Here is a 20,543-nt window from a genome sequence, read left to right on the forward strand (position 1 = left end):
GTTTTAGGTTTAAAGCTAACAGTTTTTTAAAACCTGTTAGGTCTAATTAATAGACACATATTGAAAAGTTTTTTATTAAAAAACGCATTTTGCATGTCTTTTAATGGATAAATTTCTTGAGAATGAGTTCTTTAATTTGTACACTTTTTTCCTTGGTTTTAATTGAACCTTTCTTCTTTTTTGTCTGACATTTCTTTAAATTATCATATCCTTTATTTTCTTTTTCCTTTTTTAGGTGCCGTATTTGTGGCAAAGCCGAAATAAATCAATAAAAAAAATAGCAAATTCTTAAAACATAAATTTGGATGTAATGAAAATATTTGTATGTTTGTAATGTTGTAGTATAGTATAGTATAAGTCAATTCGTTTTCTCGTATTTTAAATGCTCAATAAAGAACAAAAAACTAACTAACTAATTTATTAACTAAAAACCAAATTATTATGAGAATTGCAATAAGATACTTATGCTTCTTAGTAGTTATGTTGTATGCCGGCACACTTTACTCCCAAACCATAACTGGTAAAGTTAAGGATGAACAAAATTTACCTTTACCAGGGGCAACTATTCAGGTTAAAGGTACTCAGAATTCAACAGTAACAGACATTGATGGTAGTTACAAATTATTAAACGTAAAATCTGGTTCCACGCTTGAGTTTAGTTTTATTGGATTTGATAAGCAAACTGCAATTGCAAACAAGCCTGAAATTAATATCTCTTTGACTCCAAGCACTCAGGAACTGACAGAAGTGGTAATAGTTGGAGCTGCTATAAAAAAGGGAGATCTAACAGGTGCCGTAAGCAGCGTTTCTGGAGATAAGCTTAGAGAGGTTCCTACTCCAAACGTAGTGCAAGCGCTTCAAGGGCGCGCGTCAGGGGTATACGTACAGCAAAGTGCTGTACCTGGTCAGACAGGTTCAATAAGAATAAGAGGGAATAATTCTCTAAACTTTGGAGGTAACCCAATATTTGTAATTGATGGTTTGATTACAGATAGTAATTTTGAAAACATAAATCCTGATGATATTGCGAGTATGGAAGTGCTTAAAGATGCTTCTGCTACTGCATTGTATGGTTCAAGAGCCGCAAATGGAGTAATTGTAATCACAACAAAAAAAGGTTCAAGATCAGGAGAAGCAAAAATACAGTATGACACATGGACTGGTGTATCTGAATTTGCAAGAACTATTCCTTTGATGAATGGCCAGCAGTTATTTGATTTAAGAGTTGACGCTTATGCAAATCGTTATATGGATGAGAATCCTGGAGCTGATCGAGCTGCTTATATTAATCAAATTAAGTCAGATGGTTCGACTGTATTTGCACCTTATGAATTGGAATCTTACAGAACAGGTAAAAGCTACAATTGGCTAGATCAGGTAACGCGTTCAGGTTTTCAAACCAATCATAATTTAAGTTTTAGCGGAGGAGGAGAAAAAGGAACTTATTTTGTGAGTTTTAATTATGTTGATCAGGAAGGGCTTCTTAAAAATTCTGATTTTAAAAGGTATAATGGAAAAATTAACCTTACACAGGATTTAAAATCTTGGTTGCAGTTTGGTACAAATACGACCTTTTCAAGAAGTCAGAGCAATTACCAAGAAGGAAGTGCCTTTGGTGTGGCATTAGGAGCAAATCCATTATTGCCTATAGACCCAAAAGCTACTTATCTGAGATATGGTGAAGTATTTGATCAAAATCTTTACAATCCAATTAAAAGTCTCGACATCATAAATTCAAGTACGCGCAATAGACTTACAAGCAGTAATTTTTTAAGCGCAAAACCAGTAAAAGGACTTGATATCAGAACGAATCTTTCTGTGGATGTTATAGATCAGGCAAATTTTGATTATGTGCCAAGTTATACTGGGCAATCACTTAGAAATTCTATGAATGGCGAGGCGCACCATTATAGATATTCGCAATTAAATTATCAATGGGATAATACCGTAAGTTATAGTAAAGTTTTTGCTGCAAAGCATGACGTAAGTATAATGGGAGGATTTTCTGTACTGAGTAATTCAGGTAATAGTACAGATGTAAGAGCTCGCGGATTTGTTAGTGATGACTTGACATACATGGCATTATCAGGAGCTTATCAAAAAGACAATGCGCAGTTAGGATCGAATTTTACAGATTATACAAACCAATCGTATTTTGCAAGAGCTAACTATACTTTTGATGGGAAGTATAATATTACAGGAACAATAAGAAGAGACGGTTCTTCTAAATTTGGACCTAATAACAAATGGGGAACTTTCCCTTCTATAGCTGGAAGCTGGGATATTGGTAAAGAAAATTTCCTTTCAGGATTTGAAAAATTAAGCCAACTTAAATTTCGCGTAGGTTATGGTATGGTAGGAAATCAGAATGTAGATGCTTACAGATACTTTGCATTATATAATGCACAAGTGAGCAATAATTCTGGAACTTACGTGTCTGATAATTACATCGATAATTTCGATTTAAGATGGGAAAAACAAAAGCAATTTAATATTGGATTAGATGCTGGTTTCTTCCAAAACAGATTGACTGCAAGTGCTAACTATTTCCACATCAATAATGATGATCTTTTGATGTTGCGTAATATGCCAGTTTCATCAGGATATAAATACAAGTTAGATAATATCGGTTCTACAACTAATGAAGGATTTGAATTAGAACTTAGCGGTGACATTATTAAAAACAAAGATTTTAAATGGAATGTTTCTGCCAATATATCATCGGCAAAAAATAAGGTTACAAAACTTTATGGAGATGCTACAGAGATATACAACTTAGGTGGTTATAGTAACAATGAAATCCAACGTACTGGGAACTTTTTCTTAGGAAAATCAGTAAACACAGTTTATGTATTTCAATATGATGGCATAGCACAGCAAGGAGAAGATCTTACTAAAGTAAATTATGGAAGCCGAACTGTTCAGCCTGGAGATATTAAAATTAAAGACCGTAATGGAGATGGTGTAATAAACGATCAAGACAGATATGTGGTTGGCGATTTGAATCCTGATTATTATGGTGGTTTTTCTACAGATCTTAACTATAAAGGTTTTGGATTAAATGCAGTATTTGCGTATTCAATAGGAGGTAAGAGACCTAGCGGTACTTACGAAAGCTATATGAACTCTGGAGGAATGAGTGCAGCACATACAGATCTTTTGGATCGTTGGACTCCAACAAACACCAATACAGATGTGCCAAGAGCTTATTATGGAGGAGGAAGATATACTTTAGGAGAAACAGATAAAGCAATACAAGACGCTTCATTCCTAAGATTAAATGCACTTACACTATCGTATACATTACAAGACAAAGTCGCAGAAAGTGTTTTTCTTAAAAATTGCAGGTTTTATGTAACGGGATCGAATCTGTTTATTATAACTAAATACAAAGGTTATGATCCTGAGGGAGGAGATTCTTATCCTTTATCTAGAATGGTAGTTCTAGGATTAAATGTATCTCTTTAATCAAATTAATTCTAAAAATTATTTTTATGAAAGCAAAAATTATAGCCTTTATGGCCCTAACGATATTATCAGCTTCATGTTCTTCAGATTTTTTAGATCAAGAACCAAAAAGTTCTCTTACTGCTGCACAAGCATATGGTAGTTTAGGTAAAATAGAACCTGTTCTTTTAGGAGCGATAACAAATTGGAGAAATATGCAAAAAGACCGTGCTGGACTTTATACTTCTCTAGGTACAGACGAAGCGCAACAAGGTGCTTTGCAGGTAACAGGAGATGCAAACCAAGCGGGACTTGATTTATACAATGGTTTCTTAAGTCAGGAGAATCAGGCAATTGGGCAATTGTGGAATGACAGATGGCCAGTAATTGAAGTAGCGGCGCAATCTATTAGAGCATTAGGAATTAATACCGAAGATGATAGCGCAAAACGTGATCTTTTAATGGGTGAAGCTAGTTTTTTAAGAGCAACATTAATGTTTGAACTTACACAATACTGGGGAGAAATACCAATTAATGATAAAGCAAAATCGACAGAATATGGTTTAAAACGTCAGCCTTTGCCATTAGTTTATTCTTATATAGTAGCCGATTTAGAAAGAGCAATTGAAAAACTTCCTGTAACACAAAGCAATCCTGCATTTCCTGCAAAAGGAGTAGCTCAAGCGCTTTTAGGAAAAGTATATCTATATGCGCCAGAAGCGTCAGGATACCGTGATTATAATAAAGCAAAACAATGGTTTGAAGCAGTTATTAAATCTGGAAAATACAGTTTATTGCCTAATTACGCAGATGTTTTTAGCCCAGACCACGCTAATTCTTCAGAATCTTTATACGAATGGCAGTATAACAACAACTGGCCAGATAACAACCAGATACAATGGCAGACAGGTTCAAGAGTTTTGGCCAATATGGATCAATATGCCTATTTTGGTGGTTACGATTTGATACTTCCTACTCAATATTGCTATAAAGACAAATCAGCTGGAGGAATATGGGAAGCTGGTGACACACGTAAAGCTGCCAGTATTCGTTATGATTTTACTTATAAGGGAGTTACGCCAACACTTCCTGCGGGTTTTGGTGGTGATGAGCTAGATCCACACATTAAAAAATACGAAGATATTCGTGTAGACGGAAAACAATCATTTTGGAATTCAGGTAAAAATAAAGCGTATATCAGATACTCGGATGTATTGCTTAACTACGCAGAATGTTTAAATGAATTAGGAAGCACAACAGAAGCTGAAAGTTATGTGAATCAGGTTCGAACAAGAGCTTTTGGAGGAACATTGCCAGCAGGAATGGCTTGGAGCGGACTTTCTCAAGCTCAGTTTAGAGATCAAATTTTAGATGAACGTATGCGCGAATTGGCTTTTGAAGGATGGAGAAGAATGGATCTTATCCGTACAGGAAAATTGGTAGAATTGGTAGGCGCTCGCAACAAATGGGCAAAACAAAACGGTACCATTGCAGCATTTCATAACCGTTATCCTATTCCAATTGGAGAGATTAAGCTTAACGATGAGATTGGCCCAGAGGATCAAAATCCGGGCTATTAATATCTAAAAAAAAAATCAATAGTAATTTTTATTTTTTTGGTTCATGTGGTTCGGTTAATGCCACAGTTTTGATTTGTAATGCCATTTTGGGTATAGGTAGTAACAGTACTGAGTTCTTCTGTTCGAAAAAGCTTATTCCAAAATGGCATTCTTATTTCTTATAATTCAATAATTTTTAATCATTCAAATAACAGTATGAAATTTTATACTTATCAGGTTTATCTCTATTTATTTGTTTTAAATGCCATTTCGTTCAATTTTTACGCTCAGAATAAAGTAAGCCTAAACTCTTCTGATATTGTTTGGAAGGTAAAAGCACAAGCAGAAATAGGAAAAGACAGCCTTAAAATGTTTACTTCAAATTTCAGCGATTCAGATTGGGTAAAAGCAGTAGTTCCAGGTACCATTTTTAATTCTTATGTTGAAAGCGGTCTGGAGAAAGATCCCAATTTTGGCGACAATATCTATAAGGTTGATAAATCCAAATACGATCGCAGTTTTTGGTATCGTTCTGAATTTACTATTCCAGAAAATTTTTCCAAAGAAATCATTTGGCTCAATTTTGAAGGCATCAATCGTGAAGGAGAAATTTACCTTAACGGAAAAAAAATAGCAGTTTTAAGCGGTATGATGCAACGCGGTAAATTTGATATTACAAAGCTTGTAAACCGTAAAACAAAAAATGTCTTAAACATTTTAGTAAGCATTCCGAAACAGCCATTAAATAACTACGGAAGTCCAACTTACATTTCTAGCGCAGGATGGGATTGGATGCCTTATGTTCCGGGATTAAATTCTGGAATTACCGACGATGTCTTTTTAACCAATACCGATAAAGTCACAATTGAAGATCCATGGATTCATACCAATCTGCCAACAAATGCACGCGCAGATCTGGAAATAAAAGTAGACTTAAAAAATACATCTGGACAAAATCAGGAAGGAGTTCTTACGGGGTTAATTATGCCTGGAAATATTATTTTTTCTAAAAAAATCAGTTTAGATGCTGATGGAATCACGAATGTAAAATTGACAAAAGAACAGTTTCCGGAACTTTCCATTCAAAACCCGAAACTTTGGTGGCCAAATGGTTATGGCAATCCTAATTTATATACTTGCCAATTTACTTTTAAAGTTGGAAATGTAGTTTCGGATAGTCAAAAGATAACTTTTGGAATCAAAAAATATACTTACGATACAGAAGGTGGCGTTTTGCATATTGCCATAAATGGGAAACGAGTTTTCTTAAAAGGAGGAAACTGGGGTATGAGCGAGTACATGCTTCGTTGCAGAGGTGAAGAATATGATCTTAAAGTAAAACTTCACAAAGAAATGAATTACAATATTATCCGTAATTGGTTGGGTTCAACAACAGATGAAGAGTTTTACGAAGCTTGTGACAAATACGGCATTATGGTCTGGGATGATTTTTGGCTAAATGCCAATCCGAATCTGCCATTGGATATTCATGTTTTTAATAGCAATGTAATCGAAAAAATAAAACGCGTTAGAAATCACGCCAGTATTGCCATTTGGTGCGGTAATAATGAAGGTCTTCCGCAGCCACCATTAAATGGCTGGATTGCCGAAAATATTAAAACGTTTGACAACAACGACAGATATTATCAGCCATGTTCGAATACTGGAAACTTAAGCGGTAGCGGACTTTGGGGCAATAAAGATCCGAGGTTTTATTTTACAAAATATCCAGAACCTTATGCAGGAACGGGCGACGGTCCAAGTTGGGGATTAAGATCTGAAATTGGTACAGCCGTTTTTCCTAATATCGAAAGTTTTAAAAAGTTTATTCCAGAAAAAGATTGGTGGCCAAGAAACGATATGTGGGACAAACATTTCTTTGGACAAAAAGCATTTAATGCCACGCCAGACAATTATGATAAAAGCATCACAGAACGTTACGGTAAACCAAATAATTTGGAAGAATATACTAGAAAAGCTCAACTGTTAAACATAGAAACCAATAAAGCCATGTATGAAGGCTGGCTGGATCATATGTGGGAAGATGCCTCTGGTATTATGATCTGGATGAGCCAATCTTCATACCCAAGTATGGTTTGGCAGACTTACGATTATTACTATGATTTGACAGGAGCGTATTGGGGTGTAAAATCGGCTTGTGAGCCTATGCACATTCAGTGGAGTCCTGTAGACAATTCGGTAAAAGTAATCAATACAACAGGAACCGATTTTAAAAACCTAAAAGCAGAAGCTTTTGTATATAATTTAGACGGTAAAGAAATAGCAAAATTCAAACAAAATACAATTGTAGATTCTTATTCGAATACTGCAACAGAAAGTTTTGTAATTCCGTTTTATTCCAATCAGAAAGATTTGGCTTTTCAAAAAAATGTTACCGCATCTTCTACCGATGGAGGAAATACCAGAGATGTTGCAGACGGAGATTCAAATACGCGCTGGGCAAGTAATTCGACAGATAACGAATGGATTTATGTAGATCTTGAAAAAGAATTCATTATCAATCGAGTAGTTTTAAACTGGGAAAATGCCTTTGGAAAAGAGTACAAAATCCAAATTAGTTCTGACGCCAAAAACTGGACAGATGTAAGCGTGATTAAAGACGGAAAACAAGGACTGCAAAATATTTCATTTGATGAAACAAAAGGACGTTACGTTCGAATGTTAGGAATAAAACGCGGTTCAGGCTGGGGATATTCATTATACGATTTCAAAATTTTTGGAGCCGAAACCAATGTTGATACTTCCGATTTAAGTCCGGTTCATTTCATCCGATTAAAACTAAAAGATGCTTCAGATAAATTAATCAGTGAGAATTTTTATTGGAGAGGAACCAATATGAAAGATTTCACAGATTTGAATAAACTGCCAAAAGTGAACGTAAATGTTTCCAGTAAAGTGGTAAAACAAAATGGGAAATATGTGATAAAAGCCAAAGTTTCAAGTCCGTCTGGAATTGCTTTCGGAATTCATGTGCAACCAATAAATGATAAGTCAGGAACTCAGATTTTGCCAGCAATTATCAGTGACAGTTATTTTACTTTATTGAAAGGCGAAAGCAAAGAAGTAACAATAGAATTTGAAGAATCGGCATTAAAAAATGGAGAAAAACCAGTAATAAAAGCCATACCATACAACAACTAAATGGAGAGATCTATCCTAACAGGTTTCCAAAACCTGTTAGGTTTAATAGATTATGTTCTAATTAAAATCAATAAAAATTTATCACAGAGTAAAAAATCATTTAAATCCGTGTAATCTGTGGCAAAAACAATAAAACCATGAATATCAAAAAAGTCAAAGCCCTGTTTTTTATACTAATACCACTTTTGGGTTATTCGCAAAATAATCCTTTAGCGTTATGGTATACAAAACCTGCTTCACAATGGGAAGAAACGCTACCCTTAGGAAATGGCCGTTTAGGAATTATGCCCGACGGCGGAATTGAAACCGAAAAGTTAGTTCTAAATGATATTACACTTTGGAGCGGTTCTTCTCAGGATGCCAACAATTATAAAGCCTATACTTTTCTGCCTCAGATAAGAGAATTGTTATTGGCTAATAAAAATAGCGATGCCGAAAAATTGATTAATGATAATTTCGTCTGTACAGGGCCAGGTTCAGGAAGTGGAGATGGTGCAAATGTGCAATTTGGATGTTATCAGGTTTTAGGAAATATGACATTGAATTTTGATTATAAAACCAAATCAAAAGCGACCAATTATACACGAAATCTGGATTTACAAACCGCTTTAGCCTCAACACAGTTTATGATTGAAGGCGTAACGTATAAACGTGAATATTTTGCTGGTTTTGGTGATGATGTCCTTTTTGTAAAATTGACTTCAAGTAAAAAAGGAAAACTTAATTTTACCGTTCACTTAGACAGACCGGAACATTTCAAAACAATCAACGACAGTGACAATTCCTTAGTAATGACAGGTCAATTGAACAACGGAATTGACGGAAAAGGAATGAAATATAAAGCCAAAGTAAAAGCCAAAACAGCAGACGGAAGTGTTTTATATACTAACAATACAATTGAAGTAAAAAACGCAACAGAGGTCGTGCTTTATGTTTCTGCAGGAACAGATTTTAAAAATCAGAATTTTGAAACTGTTGTAGATAAAATGTTAGAAACGGCTGTGCAGAAAAAATACGATGAACAGAAGAAAACGCATATTCAAAACTACCAAAAGTTATTTAATCGAGTAGCTTTAAATTTTGGCAAAACAGCAAGAAATACATTGCCAACAAATGAGCGTTTAGATGCTTTTATGAAAAATCCAGATTCAGATACAGGACTTCCAGTTTTGTTTTACCAATATGGCCGTTATTTAAGCATCAGTAGTACAAGAGTAGGATTGCTTCCTCCAAATTTGCAAGGATTGTGGGCACATCAGATACAGACACCATGGAATGGAGATTATCATTTGGATGTAAATGTTCAGATGAATCATTGGGCTCTGGAAACAGGAAATCTGTCTGAATTAAATCTTCCTTTAAAAGATTTGGTTAAAGAAATGGTGCCTTACGGCGAAAAAACAGCCAAAGCCTATTACAATGCTGATGGCTGGGTAGCTCACGTAATTACCAATGTGTGGGGATTTACAGAACCAGGCGAAAGTGCCTCTTGGGGAATTGCAAAAGCAGGTTCGGGCTGGCTTTGCAACAATCTATGGAATCATTATTTGTACACGAATGATCAGGCTTATTTAGCTGAAATTTATCCAATCATAAAAGGCGCTGCTCAGTTTTACAACAGCATGCTGGTAAAAGATCCGGAAACAGGCTGGCTGGTAACTTCGCCATCTGTGTCGCCTGAGAATTCATTTTTCATGGAAAACGGTCAGGATGCACATGTTTGTATGGGGCCAACAATCGACAATCAAATCGTTCGTGAATTGTTCAATAATGTAATTAATGCATCTGCGAAATTAGGATTGGATAATGATTTAAGAACCGAACTGGAAAAACGATTAAAACTATTACCGCCATCAGGAATAATTTCGCCTGACGGAAGAATTCAGGAATGGTTAAAACCTTATAAAGAACCAGACCCGCAGCATCGTCACGTTTCTCATTTATACGGACTGTATCCAGCACCATTGATTACGCCAGAGAGGACACCCGATCTTGCCGAAGCGGCTAAGAAAACACTGGAAGTAAGAGGAGATGACGGACCAAGCTGGTCAATTGCCTACAAAATGCTTTTTTGGTCGCGTTTGAAAGAAGGTAACCGTGCGTATAAATTATTTAAAACCATTTTGAGACCTACTTTAGCTACAAACATCAATTATGGAGCAGGAGGTGGAGTGTATCCAAATTTACTCTCAGCAGGACCGCCATTTCAGATTGACGGTAATTTTGGAGCCACAGCCGGAATTGGAGAAATGCTGATTCAGAGCCATGCAGGATTTATTGAATTATTGCCTGCAATGCCCGATGTTTGGCTAAAAGAGGGTGAAGTAAAAGGATTAAAAGCTGAAGGGAACTTTACTATAAATATGAAATGGGAAAAAGGTAAAGTGACGAAATATGAAATTTTATCTCCTGTACCAACAAAAGTGAAAGTAAAAGTGAACGGCGAATTAAAAGAAATCACTTCATCTAAATTATAAGTTCGAGTAGTAATCCTGCAAGGTTTCAAAAACTTTGCAGGTTTTATATTTTAAGTTGTGCTAAAAACTACACTTACAAGGTCTTGAAAACCTTGCAGGAGCCAAACAGTAATATGAATTGCCTCCAGCTTTAGCTGGAGGTTTAAAAAGTCTATCACATAGGGCTTTAGCCAAAATCTCGATGTTTTGGCTAAAGCCCTAATAGGATCTAATCTCAAGAACCTACAGCTAAAGCTGTAGGCAATTCAAAAAATAATGAAATTATGTTTCATAAATCTTTATCCTAAAATGAAATTCAAACAAATACTATACTCTTGTGCCATAATAAGTTCAATAAGTTTAGGAGCACAAACGGCAGAAAAAACAGCGTCTCATGTAAATCCGTTTATTGGAACAGGAGCAGCACACGGTTCACCGCTTTCAGGAAATAATTATCCTGGAGCCACAATGCCATTCGGAATGGTGCAATTAAGTCCAGATACAAGAAACATACCTGATTGGAGTGTTGCCAGCGGTTACAATTATAACGATAGCACAATAGCGGGTTTTAGCCATACGCACTTAAGCGGAACTGGCGTAGCCGAATTATTTGACGTTATGCTAATGCCTTTCAGCGGTTCTATTGTAAAAGAAGAAACAGGACAGAATGCCTATCAATCTAAATTTACGCATGACAAGGAATCGGCAAAACCGGGTTATTACAGCGTAGAACTTTTAGATTATCAGATAAAAGCCGAATTAACGGCAACAACACATGCAGGTTTTCATAAATACAGTTTTCCCAAAAATAAAGAAGCGCACATCATTGTTGATTTAGATCATTCGATGAAAAAATCAGATTGGAATACGCGTATTATTGCTTCTCAATTGTCTTTTCCGAACGATCATACCATTGAAGGTTATCGAATAATTACAGGCTGGGCGCCAATGCGAAAAGTATATTTTCATGCTGAATTTTCACAGCCAATACTTCATAATCATGTAACAGATGGAGGAAACATGTATGAGAATGCCAAAATAGTAAACGGAAATGCCATTCGCGCTATTTTAGATTTTGATATTTCAAAGCAACAGGAGGTTTTGGTAAAAGTTGGAATATCTGCCACAAGTATCGAAAATGCTCGTTTGAATGTCCAGACTGAAATTCCTGCTTGGGATTTTCAAGCAATTGTAAATAATGCAGATGCTGTTTGGGAAAAAGAATTAAGCAAAATAAAAATAGAAGGCACAGACGAGCAAAAGCAGATTTTCTATACGGCTTTGTACCATACATTCATTCAGCCAAATACTTTATCAGATGTTAATGGCGATTATCCGTCAGCTGATTTTACGGTTAGAAATTCATCCAAACCATATTATTCTACTTTCTCTTTGTGGGATACGTATCGCGGCGCACATCCATTGTACACGCTTTTACAGCCGGAACGTTCTGCTGATTTTGTAAACAGTATGCTGGCGTATTATAAAGTTTTCGGTTATTTGCCAATCTGGCAATTATGGGGACAGGAAAATTATTGTATGATAGGCAATCATGCCATTCCTGTGATTGTGGATGCTGTTTTGAAAAAAATACCTGGAATTGATGCCGAAGAAGCCTTTGAAGCGGTAAAGAATTCATCGTTGCGAGAACATCCCGGATCGCCATTTGGAATATGGGAAAAGTACGGATATATTCCCGAAAACCTGAAATCGCAGTCGGTTTCTTTGACTTTAGAAATGGCTTATGACGATTGGTGTGTGGCGGAATTGGCGAAGAAATTGGTTAAAATCGATGACTACAATCAGTTTGCAAAACGTTCTCAGTTTTATAAAAATTTATACGATAAAGAAATAAGTTTTTTCAAGGCAAAAGACGATAAAGGCAATTGGATTGGACCTTTTGATCCGCTGAAATATGGCGCAAACGGCGGTTATCCTTTTACAGAAGGCAATGGCTGGCAATACTTTTGGTATGTTCCGCAGGATGTAAAAGGATTGGTAAATTTAGTTGGAGGAGATCATTTGTTTACCAAAAAACTGGATGCGTTTTTTACTTTGGACGAAAGACCAGAAGAAGTAAACGATAATGCTTCAGGATTTATCGGACAATATGCCCACGGAAATGAGCCAAGTCATCATATTGCTTATTTATACAATTATGCAGGTCAGCCGTGGAAAACGCAAAAATATACTGCTGAGATTTTAAAGAAGATGTATAATACCACTTCATCAGGCTATTCTGGTAATGATGATTGCGGTGAACTTTCGGCTTGGTATATTTTTAGTGCAATAGGATTTTATCCTGTAAATCCCGCAAACGGTGTTTATGTAATTGGTTCGCCACTGTTGAAAGAAGCTTCTATAGAATTGAAAAACCGAAAGATTTTTAAAGTTACAGCGAAAAACGTTTCAGATCAAAACATCTATATTCAAAGCGCGAAATTGAATGGTAAAAGTTACACCAAGACTTTTATAAAACATACAGATATTGAGGCTGGAGGCGTTTTAGAATTTGTTATGGGACCAAAACCAAATAAAAACTGGGGAAGTAAGTTAGAAGACAGACCGATTAATTAGAAAAAGTAAACTAATATAAAGTACACAGATGAAACTGATTTACTTCGTAAAGACGCGGATTAACACGGATTTTCTATTTAAATTTTAGACAGATTTAAAAAATCCGCGGTAATCTGCGTTTTCGCGTTAGCGAATCCGTATCATCCGTGTACTATTTTTTATGATTAGTCAGAGCAACAGATAAGCCCCAGCGGGGCAGAATATTTGTAGAAATTCAATTGTGTGGATGAAAAAGAGCTCCGGCGGAGCGAAATATTTCGGCATTGTAAACAAGATGTCGCTCCGCTGGAGCTTTTTCATCGATAACAAATACAAATTCTATAAATATTTCGCTTCTCCGAAGCTAATTTTTAGGCCTTGCTATAAAAAAAACTAACTATCTTAAATCGAAACCGATTCCTCGTTTTTCAATAAAGACAAATGAATCGTAACTCCTGAATGGCTTTTCTCTTCAGAAAGCACACTTTTAAAAGTTTCCTCAGCTGTTGCCTTTTTGTCAAGACCTAAAAGACCTAATCCTTTCATGTACAAACAGTGAATTTTGTTTCGCTTGTCTAAATCATCTTCCCAAATCATTAAATCGGGTAATGAAACAGCAAAATAATCAATCGTAACATGATCGTTTACATGTTTTTCTGCGTAAGTAACAAACTTTTCGAAACGTTTATTGGCTTCGGCTGAATTGTTTAATTTTAGATGAGCTAAACCTTGATAGAAAATTTTATCTGGCTGTTGGTCATTATAGAAAATCGCTGCTGTTGGTTCTTCTAATCCTTGAGTTGCTTTATGCCACCAGTTATTCGCTTCTTCTAAATTATTTTTCTTTTCAAAAGCTACTCCAAGCCAATAGTGAATATCATTTTCTTGTGCGCCTGGTAGTTTTCCTTCGCCTAAATTTTCTGGATAAATTTGAGCTTGTTCTAAAAGTTCAATTGCTTTATCATAATTGCCCTCAGAAATCTGTTGTTTTGCAATTTCAATTAAAGAAATAAGATACTGTCCGCTCACTTTTCCTTCACCGCCTTCCCACGGATGGAATTTTCGGTTTTGCAATAAAGTCAGCGCTTTGTCATGTTTGCCTAAAAGATTGTACAAAGCAGCTCTTTCTAAATAAACATCATCTCTTTGGATAACCAATTCTAAATGTTTTTCTAAGAAAGCCAGTCTGAATACCAAATCTCTGTTTAAGCGTTTGTACAATTGATCCAATTCCATTAAAATTCTAGGATCTTCTACATCTAATGAGAATGCTTTTTCTAAACTTGAAAGCGCTTTTTGTTCATCGTTTAATTTGTTGTAATAAGCCAATGACAAATTACGATGAACAGTTGGGAAAGAGTCGTCGATAGCAACCGATTTTTCCCAGCAAGAAATAGCATCATCATAAAATTTTGATGCATACCAAAAGTTTCCTAAATAATACAAAGCTTTGGCATCATTAGTCTGTTTCTGAATCACTTCAGAAAGAACTAAAGCCGCTTCAATCTGATTTGGAAAACAATAATCCGGTTTTGCCTGAGAAGCCATTTTGAAACATTTTTCGGCTTGACCGAAATCATTTAACTTTTCATAAAATGAACCCGCAAAATACCAAGCCAACGGATACGTATTTTCATCTTTTAATCCTTCATTTAACAACGAAGCCGCTTCTGTATAAAAACCTGCTGCATTGTAGTCTAAAGCATATTCGATATAAGTATGAATGTTATTTCGAATAAGCGCATTTAGATAATCCAAATCCTTTTTATCATTGCTTAAAAGATATTTTTCATACAATAAACCAAAATTGAAGCCGTCATTTTTTAAATAATTGTTGGCTAATTCAAGCGCTTTTTCTTTCTGGTTTAATTTTCTAAGAAACGCTGTTTGCAAATGCACTGCTTTATGATCTTCGGTGTTTTTTGAAATGGCTTTTTTAATATGTTCCAAAGCCAATTCATAATCGCCTTTTAAAGCGTCAAGTTGTGCCACATAAAAGTAACCTTGATTCTGCCAAGCCGCATTCCAAGTTGATTTGTAAAAAGCATCATAAGCTTGCTCATTTTTGTTTTGATATTTAAGACAAAGTCCCAAATTAAAATAAGCCTCACCGTCATACGGATTCGGATTTCGCTGTGTCAGCGTTTTGATAGCTGCTCTGAAATACGGCTCGCTTTCTGCAAATTTTGCTCTTCGCATCAGCCATAATCCCATTGCATTATTGCATCGAACATCACCAGAATCACGTTTTAAAGCTTCTTCGTAATACGGAATCGGACTGTAAGTAGCGTGTCTGTATTGCTCTAAATGCTGTGCCGTTAGGAATAATTGTTCGTTATTCTCGATATCTCCTGGAGCAAGTGCAGATTTTGCGGCTTCTGGAATCTCATCTTCGTTTTGAGCTTCATAATTCCAATCTACTAAAACTTTCTCATCAGCATCTGTTACAGTAATTGACAATCCTTCTAAACCTGATGAGGCATTGAAGTCAATAGTTTCTTCAAATGAATTGTATGGAGACGCATCATACTGTTTTTGGAATAAAACAGTATCGTTGTTTTTTAAAGTAACGGTTGTTTTTGGATAAACTCCTGTTGTGTACGCTTTAATGACTAATTTATTGTCAACACTCTCCAGATTAACCATCGCGTTTTTAGTAGCATTTTTTACAACTCCCAAATCGCGATATGGCATAAAATATTGCGTGAATTCTTTTTGTTCGCCTGGCATGATCCAAGTAAAATCAGGCTGATTGTCGGTGTAAACCCCGCACATCAATTCGATATATGGGCCATCTTCATCGGTAAGATTGCGATCCCACGCACGTCCGAAATCGCCATGTCCCCAAGTCCATTGTTTTTTTCCTGGCGAAACGTGATGATTGGCAACATGAAGTAATCCGCCTTTTGAATCATTTTCGTAACCGCCCACAAAATTATACTTAGAGGCAATTGCCATATAAGAGGTAGGAACCGGAATGTTTTTATAACGAGAAATATCAGTTCCTGGCGAATAATCTACTTTGTAATACGTTCCTTTTGCAATTGGAAATGATGAAACATCACGTTTACCGTGATCAAAAACAGCGTTTACATCAGGCGGAAAAACCGATTGATAATCGTCGTTTACTTTAACTGCAGGATTAGCCCACCATAAAAAAGTCTGTGGGAACGATGTTCTGTTGTATAATTGTGCTTTGATTTCCAAGTAAGCTTTGTCAGGATATAATCTAAAACCAGCCATACCTTTTGTTCTAAACATACGCTCGACTTCACTGCACCAAACTGTGGCGCTCCCATCTTCATGTTCTTCAATAGTAAAATCTACGGGGTCAAATGTAGTAGGTCGGTGATGCTGAGGCCAGTTAAATTCGATTCCGCCAGAAATCCATGGGCCTGTAAGTCCAACCAATGCAGGTTTTACAACCTGATTATAATATACAAAATGACGATTTTTGGTTTTGTCATAAGCCATATGAACTCTTCCGCCAAGTTCAGGCAGAATCATTATTTTAATGAATTCATTTTCAAGATATACAGCCTGATATTCTTTGTCGGTTTTTTCATCCGCTATTTTTTCAATAACAGGATAAGGATATACTGATCCGTTACTTCCCTGATACACTCTTTTCTCAATAAATACAGGATTTTTTTCAGGTTTGCCCACCTCATAAGTTGGCAGGATAATTTTTTCCTTCCAAACATTTACTTTTTGCATGATGTAATGAAATTTAAATTATTGAATATGTTTTGATTGATCAGAAGCCATAAGCTCCTCAATCTCTTCAAGACTTTTGTTTTTCGTTTCAGGAAGTTTTCTGAAAACAAATAGAAATCCTAAGGCACAGATAATTCCATACAGCCAGAAAGTGCCTGACGTACCTAGATAATTGTTGAAAATTGGAAAGGTTTGAACCAATAGCGCAGAGGCAATCCAGAGTGCAAATGTGGCAACAGACATTGCAACACCTCTGATTCGGTTAGGGAAAATTTCAGATAAAATAACCCAGGTAATAGGAGCAAGGGACATTGCATAGATAGCAATGGCTAATAATACCAATAAAAGCAATGGGAATCCAGTAACGCTGGTGTAATAAAAATATCCTAGTAAAGCATAAATAACAGCAAGTGCTCCAGAACCAAATAACATTAATTTTTTGCGGCCTAATTTGTCTACAGTTCCCATCGCAACTAAAGTGAAAGCTAAATTAATGCTTCCTGTTATCACAATGTTCATGAAGAGATCATTGATGCTGTAACCAGCTGAGACAAAGATTTCTTGAGCATAATTGAATATAATATTAATACCGCACCACTGCTGGAAGGCAGCCAGTATAATTCCAATAAATAAGATCGAGAATGCTTTTTTGTCGAATAATATTTTGAAATCGGTTTTTTCGCTCTCATGTGTAAAGCTTTCTTTAATTTTTGAAAGTTCTTCTTTTGCATAAGAAACTCCACCAATTTTAGCAAGAGTATCTTCTGCCGAATTTTGGCTGTCTTTTTTAGCCAAATATCTTGGACTTTCTGGAATTAAAAACATTAAAATGAAGAAAAGCACAGCTGGAAAAAATCCTGCCCAAAACATCCATCGCCATCCAGTTTGTCCGTTCCAAGACGCAAGAATTTGTTCGTGAGAATAACCAGTTGGAATCACTTCTGTGATTAGCATATTGGTAATCTGCGCTGCAAGAATTCCGATAACTACGGTAAGTTGGTTTATGGACACGAAAAGTCCGCGGGTTTCCTGAGGTGCGATTTCTGCAATATATAAAGGCGAAATGGTAGAAGCAACTCCAATTCCGATTCCTCCAATAATACGCCAGACAATAAATATGTTGAAGGTTTCTGAAGCTCCTGTTCCAATTGCAGATAAGGAGAATAATACGGCGGCAGCAATCAGTAGAGGACGTCTTCCGTAAGTATCGGCTAGTTTTCCTGCAACAGCGGCACCAGCCACACAGCCAACAAGGGCGCTGCTCATTGCCCAGCCCTGAAGAGCAGGAGAGTCTGAAATGCCAAAGTAAATTTCGTAGAATGGTTTTGCTCCGCCAATAACAACCCAGTCATAGCCAAAGAGTAAACCCCCCAGTGCTGCAACCAGACTAATCGATAGTAAAAAGGTATAATTGTAATTTTTCATAAAAAGGTTTTAATAGCTTTTGTAAAATTAGCGGAATCGGAACCTTTGATTTATGGATATTTTTTTTGAATAGATGGATTATAGTCTGATTTTATGGTACTATGTTTTAAAATACGAAAACATTTGCGTTACTGCTTGTATTCTGTACGGTATTGGATAGGTGAAGTGCTCATTATTTTCTTGAATAAACGAGAGAAATATAAAGGGTCATTAAAACCTAAATTAAAACTGATTTCTTTTATGCTCATAGTCGTAAAACTTAGGTATTGACAGGCTTTCTGCATTTTTAGATAATTGAAATAATGTATAGGAGAATAACCTGTCTGTTTCTTAAATAAGGTAAAAAAATGTGATGATGAATAACTAAAATAAGCTGCAACATCGTTTATTTTTAACGAAAGTTCCAGATGCTTTTTCATGTAATCAATTGCCGATTCAATAGTATTATCCTCTGAAAATTTTCTATTTTTTTGAATAAAAAATTTCTCATACAAGAATGTATTCAGAAGCTGCCATAAAGAAAGATTTGCAAATTCAAGATTACTGGAACTGTAACCATCTTCCATTACATCCAATATATTGTCAAACAACTCTATGCGTCTTTCTTCAAGAGATAACTGAGGAGCTGTATCTGGATATTCGGTAATGAATTTATCGTAAAAGTGAGATGCTTGAGCGCCAGTGAAGTGAATCCAGTAAATGCTCCACGGATTTTGTTTTAAAGCATAATAATCATGTGCAACCTCTGGCGGAATAATGTAAAAGGTGTTGGCTTTGAGCATAATAGTTTTGTTTTCTTTGCTAATGATGCCTTCTCCTTTGTAGCAATAAATCAAAATGTATTGTTTGCTTCCATGCTTTCGCTTCATAGAGTGGTGACTTGCGTTAGGAAAAACACCAATATCAGTAAAATATAAACCTGAAATCAAAGGTGTTTTTTTGATTATGGAAAGGATATTTTTAGGAATCACAATCATACGCTGTCCTAAAAAACCTTCTTTAACTTTTATTTTTTCCTTTTGAGATGTGTTTTTCATTTTTTCAGATCTAGTTTTTCAAATATCATAATTTAATCCATGCTTTCAAAAAAAATGTCCATTTTGAGAACAATAATCAAAACTAAATTTGAAATTCTATACTAACACTTCAGATTTTAACCTTTTTGTAAAACTATATGAATCCTACAAATAATATTGTTTGTGAGTCTTTTGGCTGGCATGGTGAAAAAGAAATTTTCAAATTTCAGATCACAAATAGTCACGGCAATTATGTCGAACTTATTAATTATGGTGCCATAGTAAAATCCATAGTAGTGCCAGATAAAGTGGGGAACAAAGAAAATGTGGTTTTAGGATTTCCAACTTTAGAAGGTTATGTAAAAGATCAATCTTATATAGGAGCAACTGTTGGCCGTTTTGCCAATAGAATTAGCAATGCGGCATTTCCTATCGAAAATAAAATCTATCATCTCGATAAAAACGATGGTAAAAACAATAATCATAGTGGTTCAGCTGGATTTAATAACAAAGTATTTGATTTTATTGTAGAAGAAGATGCCGTAATTTTTTGTCTTGAAAGTAAAAATGGAGAAGGGGGTTTTCCTGGAAATTTGAAAACAAAAGTGACCTATAAATGGACGGATCAAAACGAGCTCAAAATTGAATTTTTGGCAGAAGCCGATGAATCAACTCCATTAAACTTTACTAACCATTCTTATTTTAATTTATCTGCTTGCCAAGACAAAATAGTCAATCACAGATTAAGCGTTAAGGCATCAAAAATTTTGGAAAGTACAGCCGATTATATCCCGACAGGAAAGATTATACCAGCTGATGGATATTTGTTTTTGAATAATAGACTAGCAGATATAATGCAAGAAAAAGGATTAAATCTCTATTATGTTTTAGATAGAGATAGTGTTAATGAAAAACCTGTCTGCGAATTGTTGGAAGAAAAATCAGGAAGAATGATGTGTGTTTACACCTCTTATCCTGGAGTGCAATTATATACTGGAGATTATTTGAACTGCAATATTGTTGGAGAACATAATAAATTATACAGTTCGTTTGATGGGCTCTGTTTAGAATGCCAGTATTATCCTGACAGCCCTAATCATGAACATTTTCCGAATACGATATTTCAATCTGGACAAGTTTATCAAGAAACTATTATTTATGCTTTTGATGTAATCCAATAAAAAAAAGAACTATCACCTCTAATA

The 20,543-nt window shown here is 35.5% G+C and carries 9 protein-coding genes; 6 read left to right on the top strand and 3 right to left on the bottom strand.

Features of this window, described 5'->3' with window-relative positions; genetic code table 11:
• Positions 1-441 precede the first annotated feature (441 nt).
• The 5 genes from NU08_RS17175 (at position 442) to NU08_RS17195 (ending at position 13,201) form a co-directional block, all read left to right on the top strand.
• The gene (locus NU08_RS17175; protein ID WP_129748340.1) at positions 442-3,468 is read left to right on the top strand and encodes a SusC/RagA family TonB-linked outer membrane protein; all 3,027 of its coding nucleotides are present in this window, start codon (positions 442-444) and stop codon (positions 3,466-3,468) included.
• A gap of 26 nt (positions 3,469-3,494) precedes the next feature.
• The gene (locus tag NU08_RS17180) at positions 3,495-5,027 is read left to right on the top strand and encodes a RagB/SusD family nutrient uptake outer membrane protein (RefSeq protein WP_129748341.1); all 1,533 of its coding nucleotides are present in this window, start codon (positions 3,495-3,497) and stop codon (positions 5,025-5,027) included.
• 195 nt (positions 5,028-5,222) lie between these two features.
• The gene (locus tag NU08_RS17185) at positions 5,223-8,168 is read left to right on the top strand and encodes a discoidin domain-containing protein (protein WP_129748342.1); all 2,946 of its coding nucleotides are present in this window, start codon (positions 5,223-5,225) and stop codon (positions 8,166-8,168) included.
• A 137-nt stretch (positions 8,169-8,305) separates the two neighbouring features.
• Positions 8,306-10,645: a glycosyl hydrolase family 95 catalytic domain-containing protein gene (locus tag NU08_RS17190; RefSeq protein ID WP_129748343.1), complete on the top strand. Its 2,340-nt coding sequence runs from the start codon at positions 8,306-8,308 to the stop codon at positions 10,643-10,645.
• A 288-nt stretch (positions 10,646-10,933) separates the two neighbouring features.
• On the top strand, positions 10,934-13,201 hold the full coding sequence (locus NU08_RS17195) for a GH92 family glycosyl hydrolase (RefSeq protein WP_129748344.1): 2,268 nt from the start codon (positions 10,934-10,936) through the stop codon (positions 13,199-13,201).
• Between the two features lie 381 nt (positions 13,202-13,582).
• On the opposite strand, the gene NU08_RS17200 is transcribed toward NU08_RS17195, so the two are convergent.
• From NU08_RS17200 to NU08_RS17210, 3 genes are all read right to left on the bottom strand, one after another.
• Positions 13,583-16,897, bottom strand: a complete 3,315-nt coding sequence (locus NU08_RS17200) for a DUF5107 domain-containing protein (RefSeq protein ID WP_129748345.1) — start codon at positions 16,895-16,897, stop codon at positions 13,583-13,585.
• An 18-nt stretch (positions 16,898-16,915) separates the two neighbouring features.
• Positions 16,916-18,322, bottom strand: a complete 1,407-nt coding sequence (locus NU08_RS17205) for a sugar porter family MFS transporter (protein ID WP_129748346.1) — start codon at positions 18,320-18,322, stop codon at positions 16,916-16,918.
• 128 nt (positions 18,323-18,450) lie between these two features.
• On the bottom strand, positions 18,451-19,359 hold the full coding sequence (locus NU08_RS17210) for an AraC family transcriptional regulator (protein WP_129748347.1): 909 nt from the start codon (positions 19,357-19,359) through the stop codon (positions 18,451-18,453).
• A gap of 137 nt (positions 19,360-19,496) precedes the next feature.
• Between NU08_RS17210 and NU08_RS17215 the strand changes: the two genes are divergently transcribed.
• Positions 19,497-20,519 (top strand): aldose epimerase family protein, encoded by a 1,023-nt coding sequence (locus NU08_RS17215; protein WP_129748348.1) that lies wholly within the window; start codon positions 19,497-19,499, stop codon positions 20,517-20,519.
• Positions 20,520-20,543: the final 24 nt, after the last annotated feature.

Origin of the sequence: Flavobacterium anhuiense (assembly GCF_004151235.1) — a bacterium.
In the GTDB taxonomy this organism is placed as follows: domain Bacteria; phylum Bacteroidota; class Bacteroidia; order Flavobacteriales; family Flavobacteriaceae; genus Flavobacterium; species Flavobacterium anhuiense_A.

What these genes read in the sequence shown, in the direction of transcription:
- NU08_RS17200 (WP_129748345.1), bottom strand. Translation starts at nt 16,897, where the DNA reads ATGCAAAAAGTAAATGTTTGGAAGGAAAAAATTATCCTGCCAACTTAT.
- NU08_RS17210 (WP_129748347.1), bottom strand. Translation starts at nt 19,359, where the DNA reads ATGAAAAACACATCTCAAAAGGAAAAAATAAAAGTTAAAGAAGGTTTT.
- NU08_RS17215 (WP_129748348.1), top strand. Translation starts at nt 19,497, where the DNA reads ATGAATCCTACAAATAATATTGTTTGTGAGTCTTTTGGCTGGCATGGT.
- NU08_RS17175 (WP_129748340.1), top strand. Translation starts at nt 442, where the DNA reads ATGAGAATTGCAATAAGATACTTATGCTTCTTAGTAGTTATGTTGTAT.
- NU08_RS17190 (WP_129748343.1), top strand. Translation starts at nt 8,306, where the DNA reads ATGAATATCAAAAAAGTCAAAGCCCTGTTTTTTATACTAATACCACTT.
- NU08_RS17185 (WP_129748342.1), top strand. Translation starts at nt 5,223, where the DNA reads ATGAAATTTTATACTTATCAGGTTTATCTCTATTTATTTGTTTTAAAT.
- NU08_RS17195 (WP_129748344.1), top strand. Translation starts at nt 10,934, where the DNA reads ATGAAATTCAAACAAATACTATACTCTTGTGCCATAATAAGTTCAATA.
- NU08_RS17180 (WP_129748341.1), top strand. Translation starts at nt 3,495, where the DNA reads ATGAAAGCAAAAATTATAGCCTTTATGGCCCTAACGATATTATCAGCT.
- NU08_RS17205 (WP_129748346.1), bottom strand. Translation starts at nt 18,322, where the DNA reads ATGAAAAATTACAATTATACCTTTTTACTATCGATTAGTCTGGTTGCA.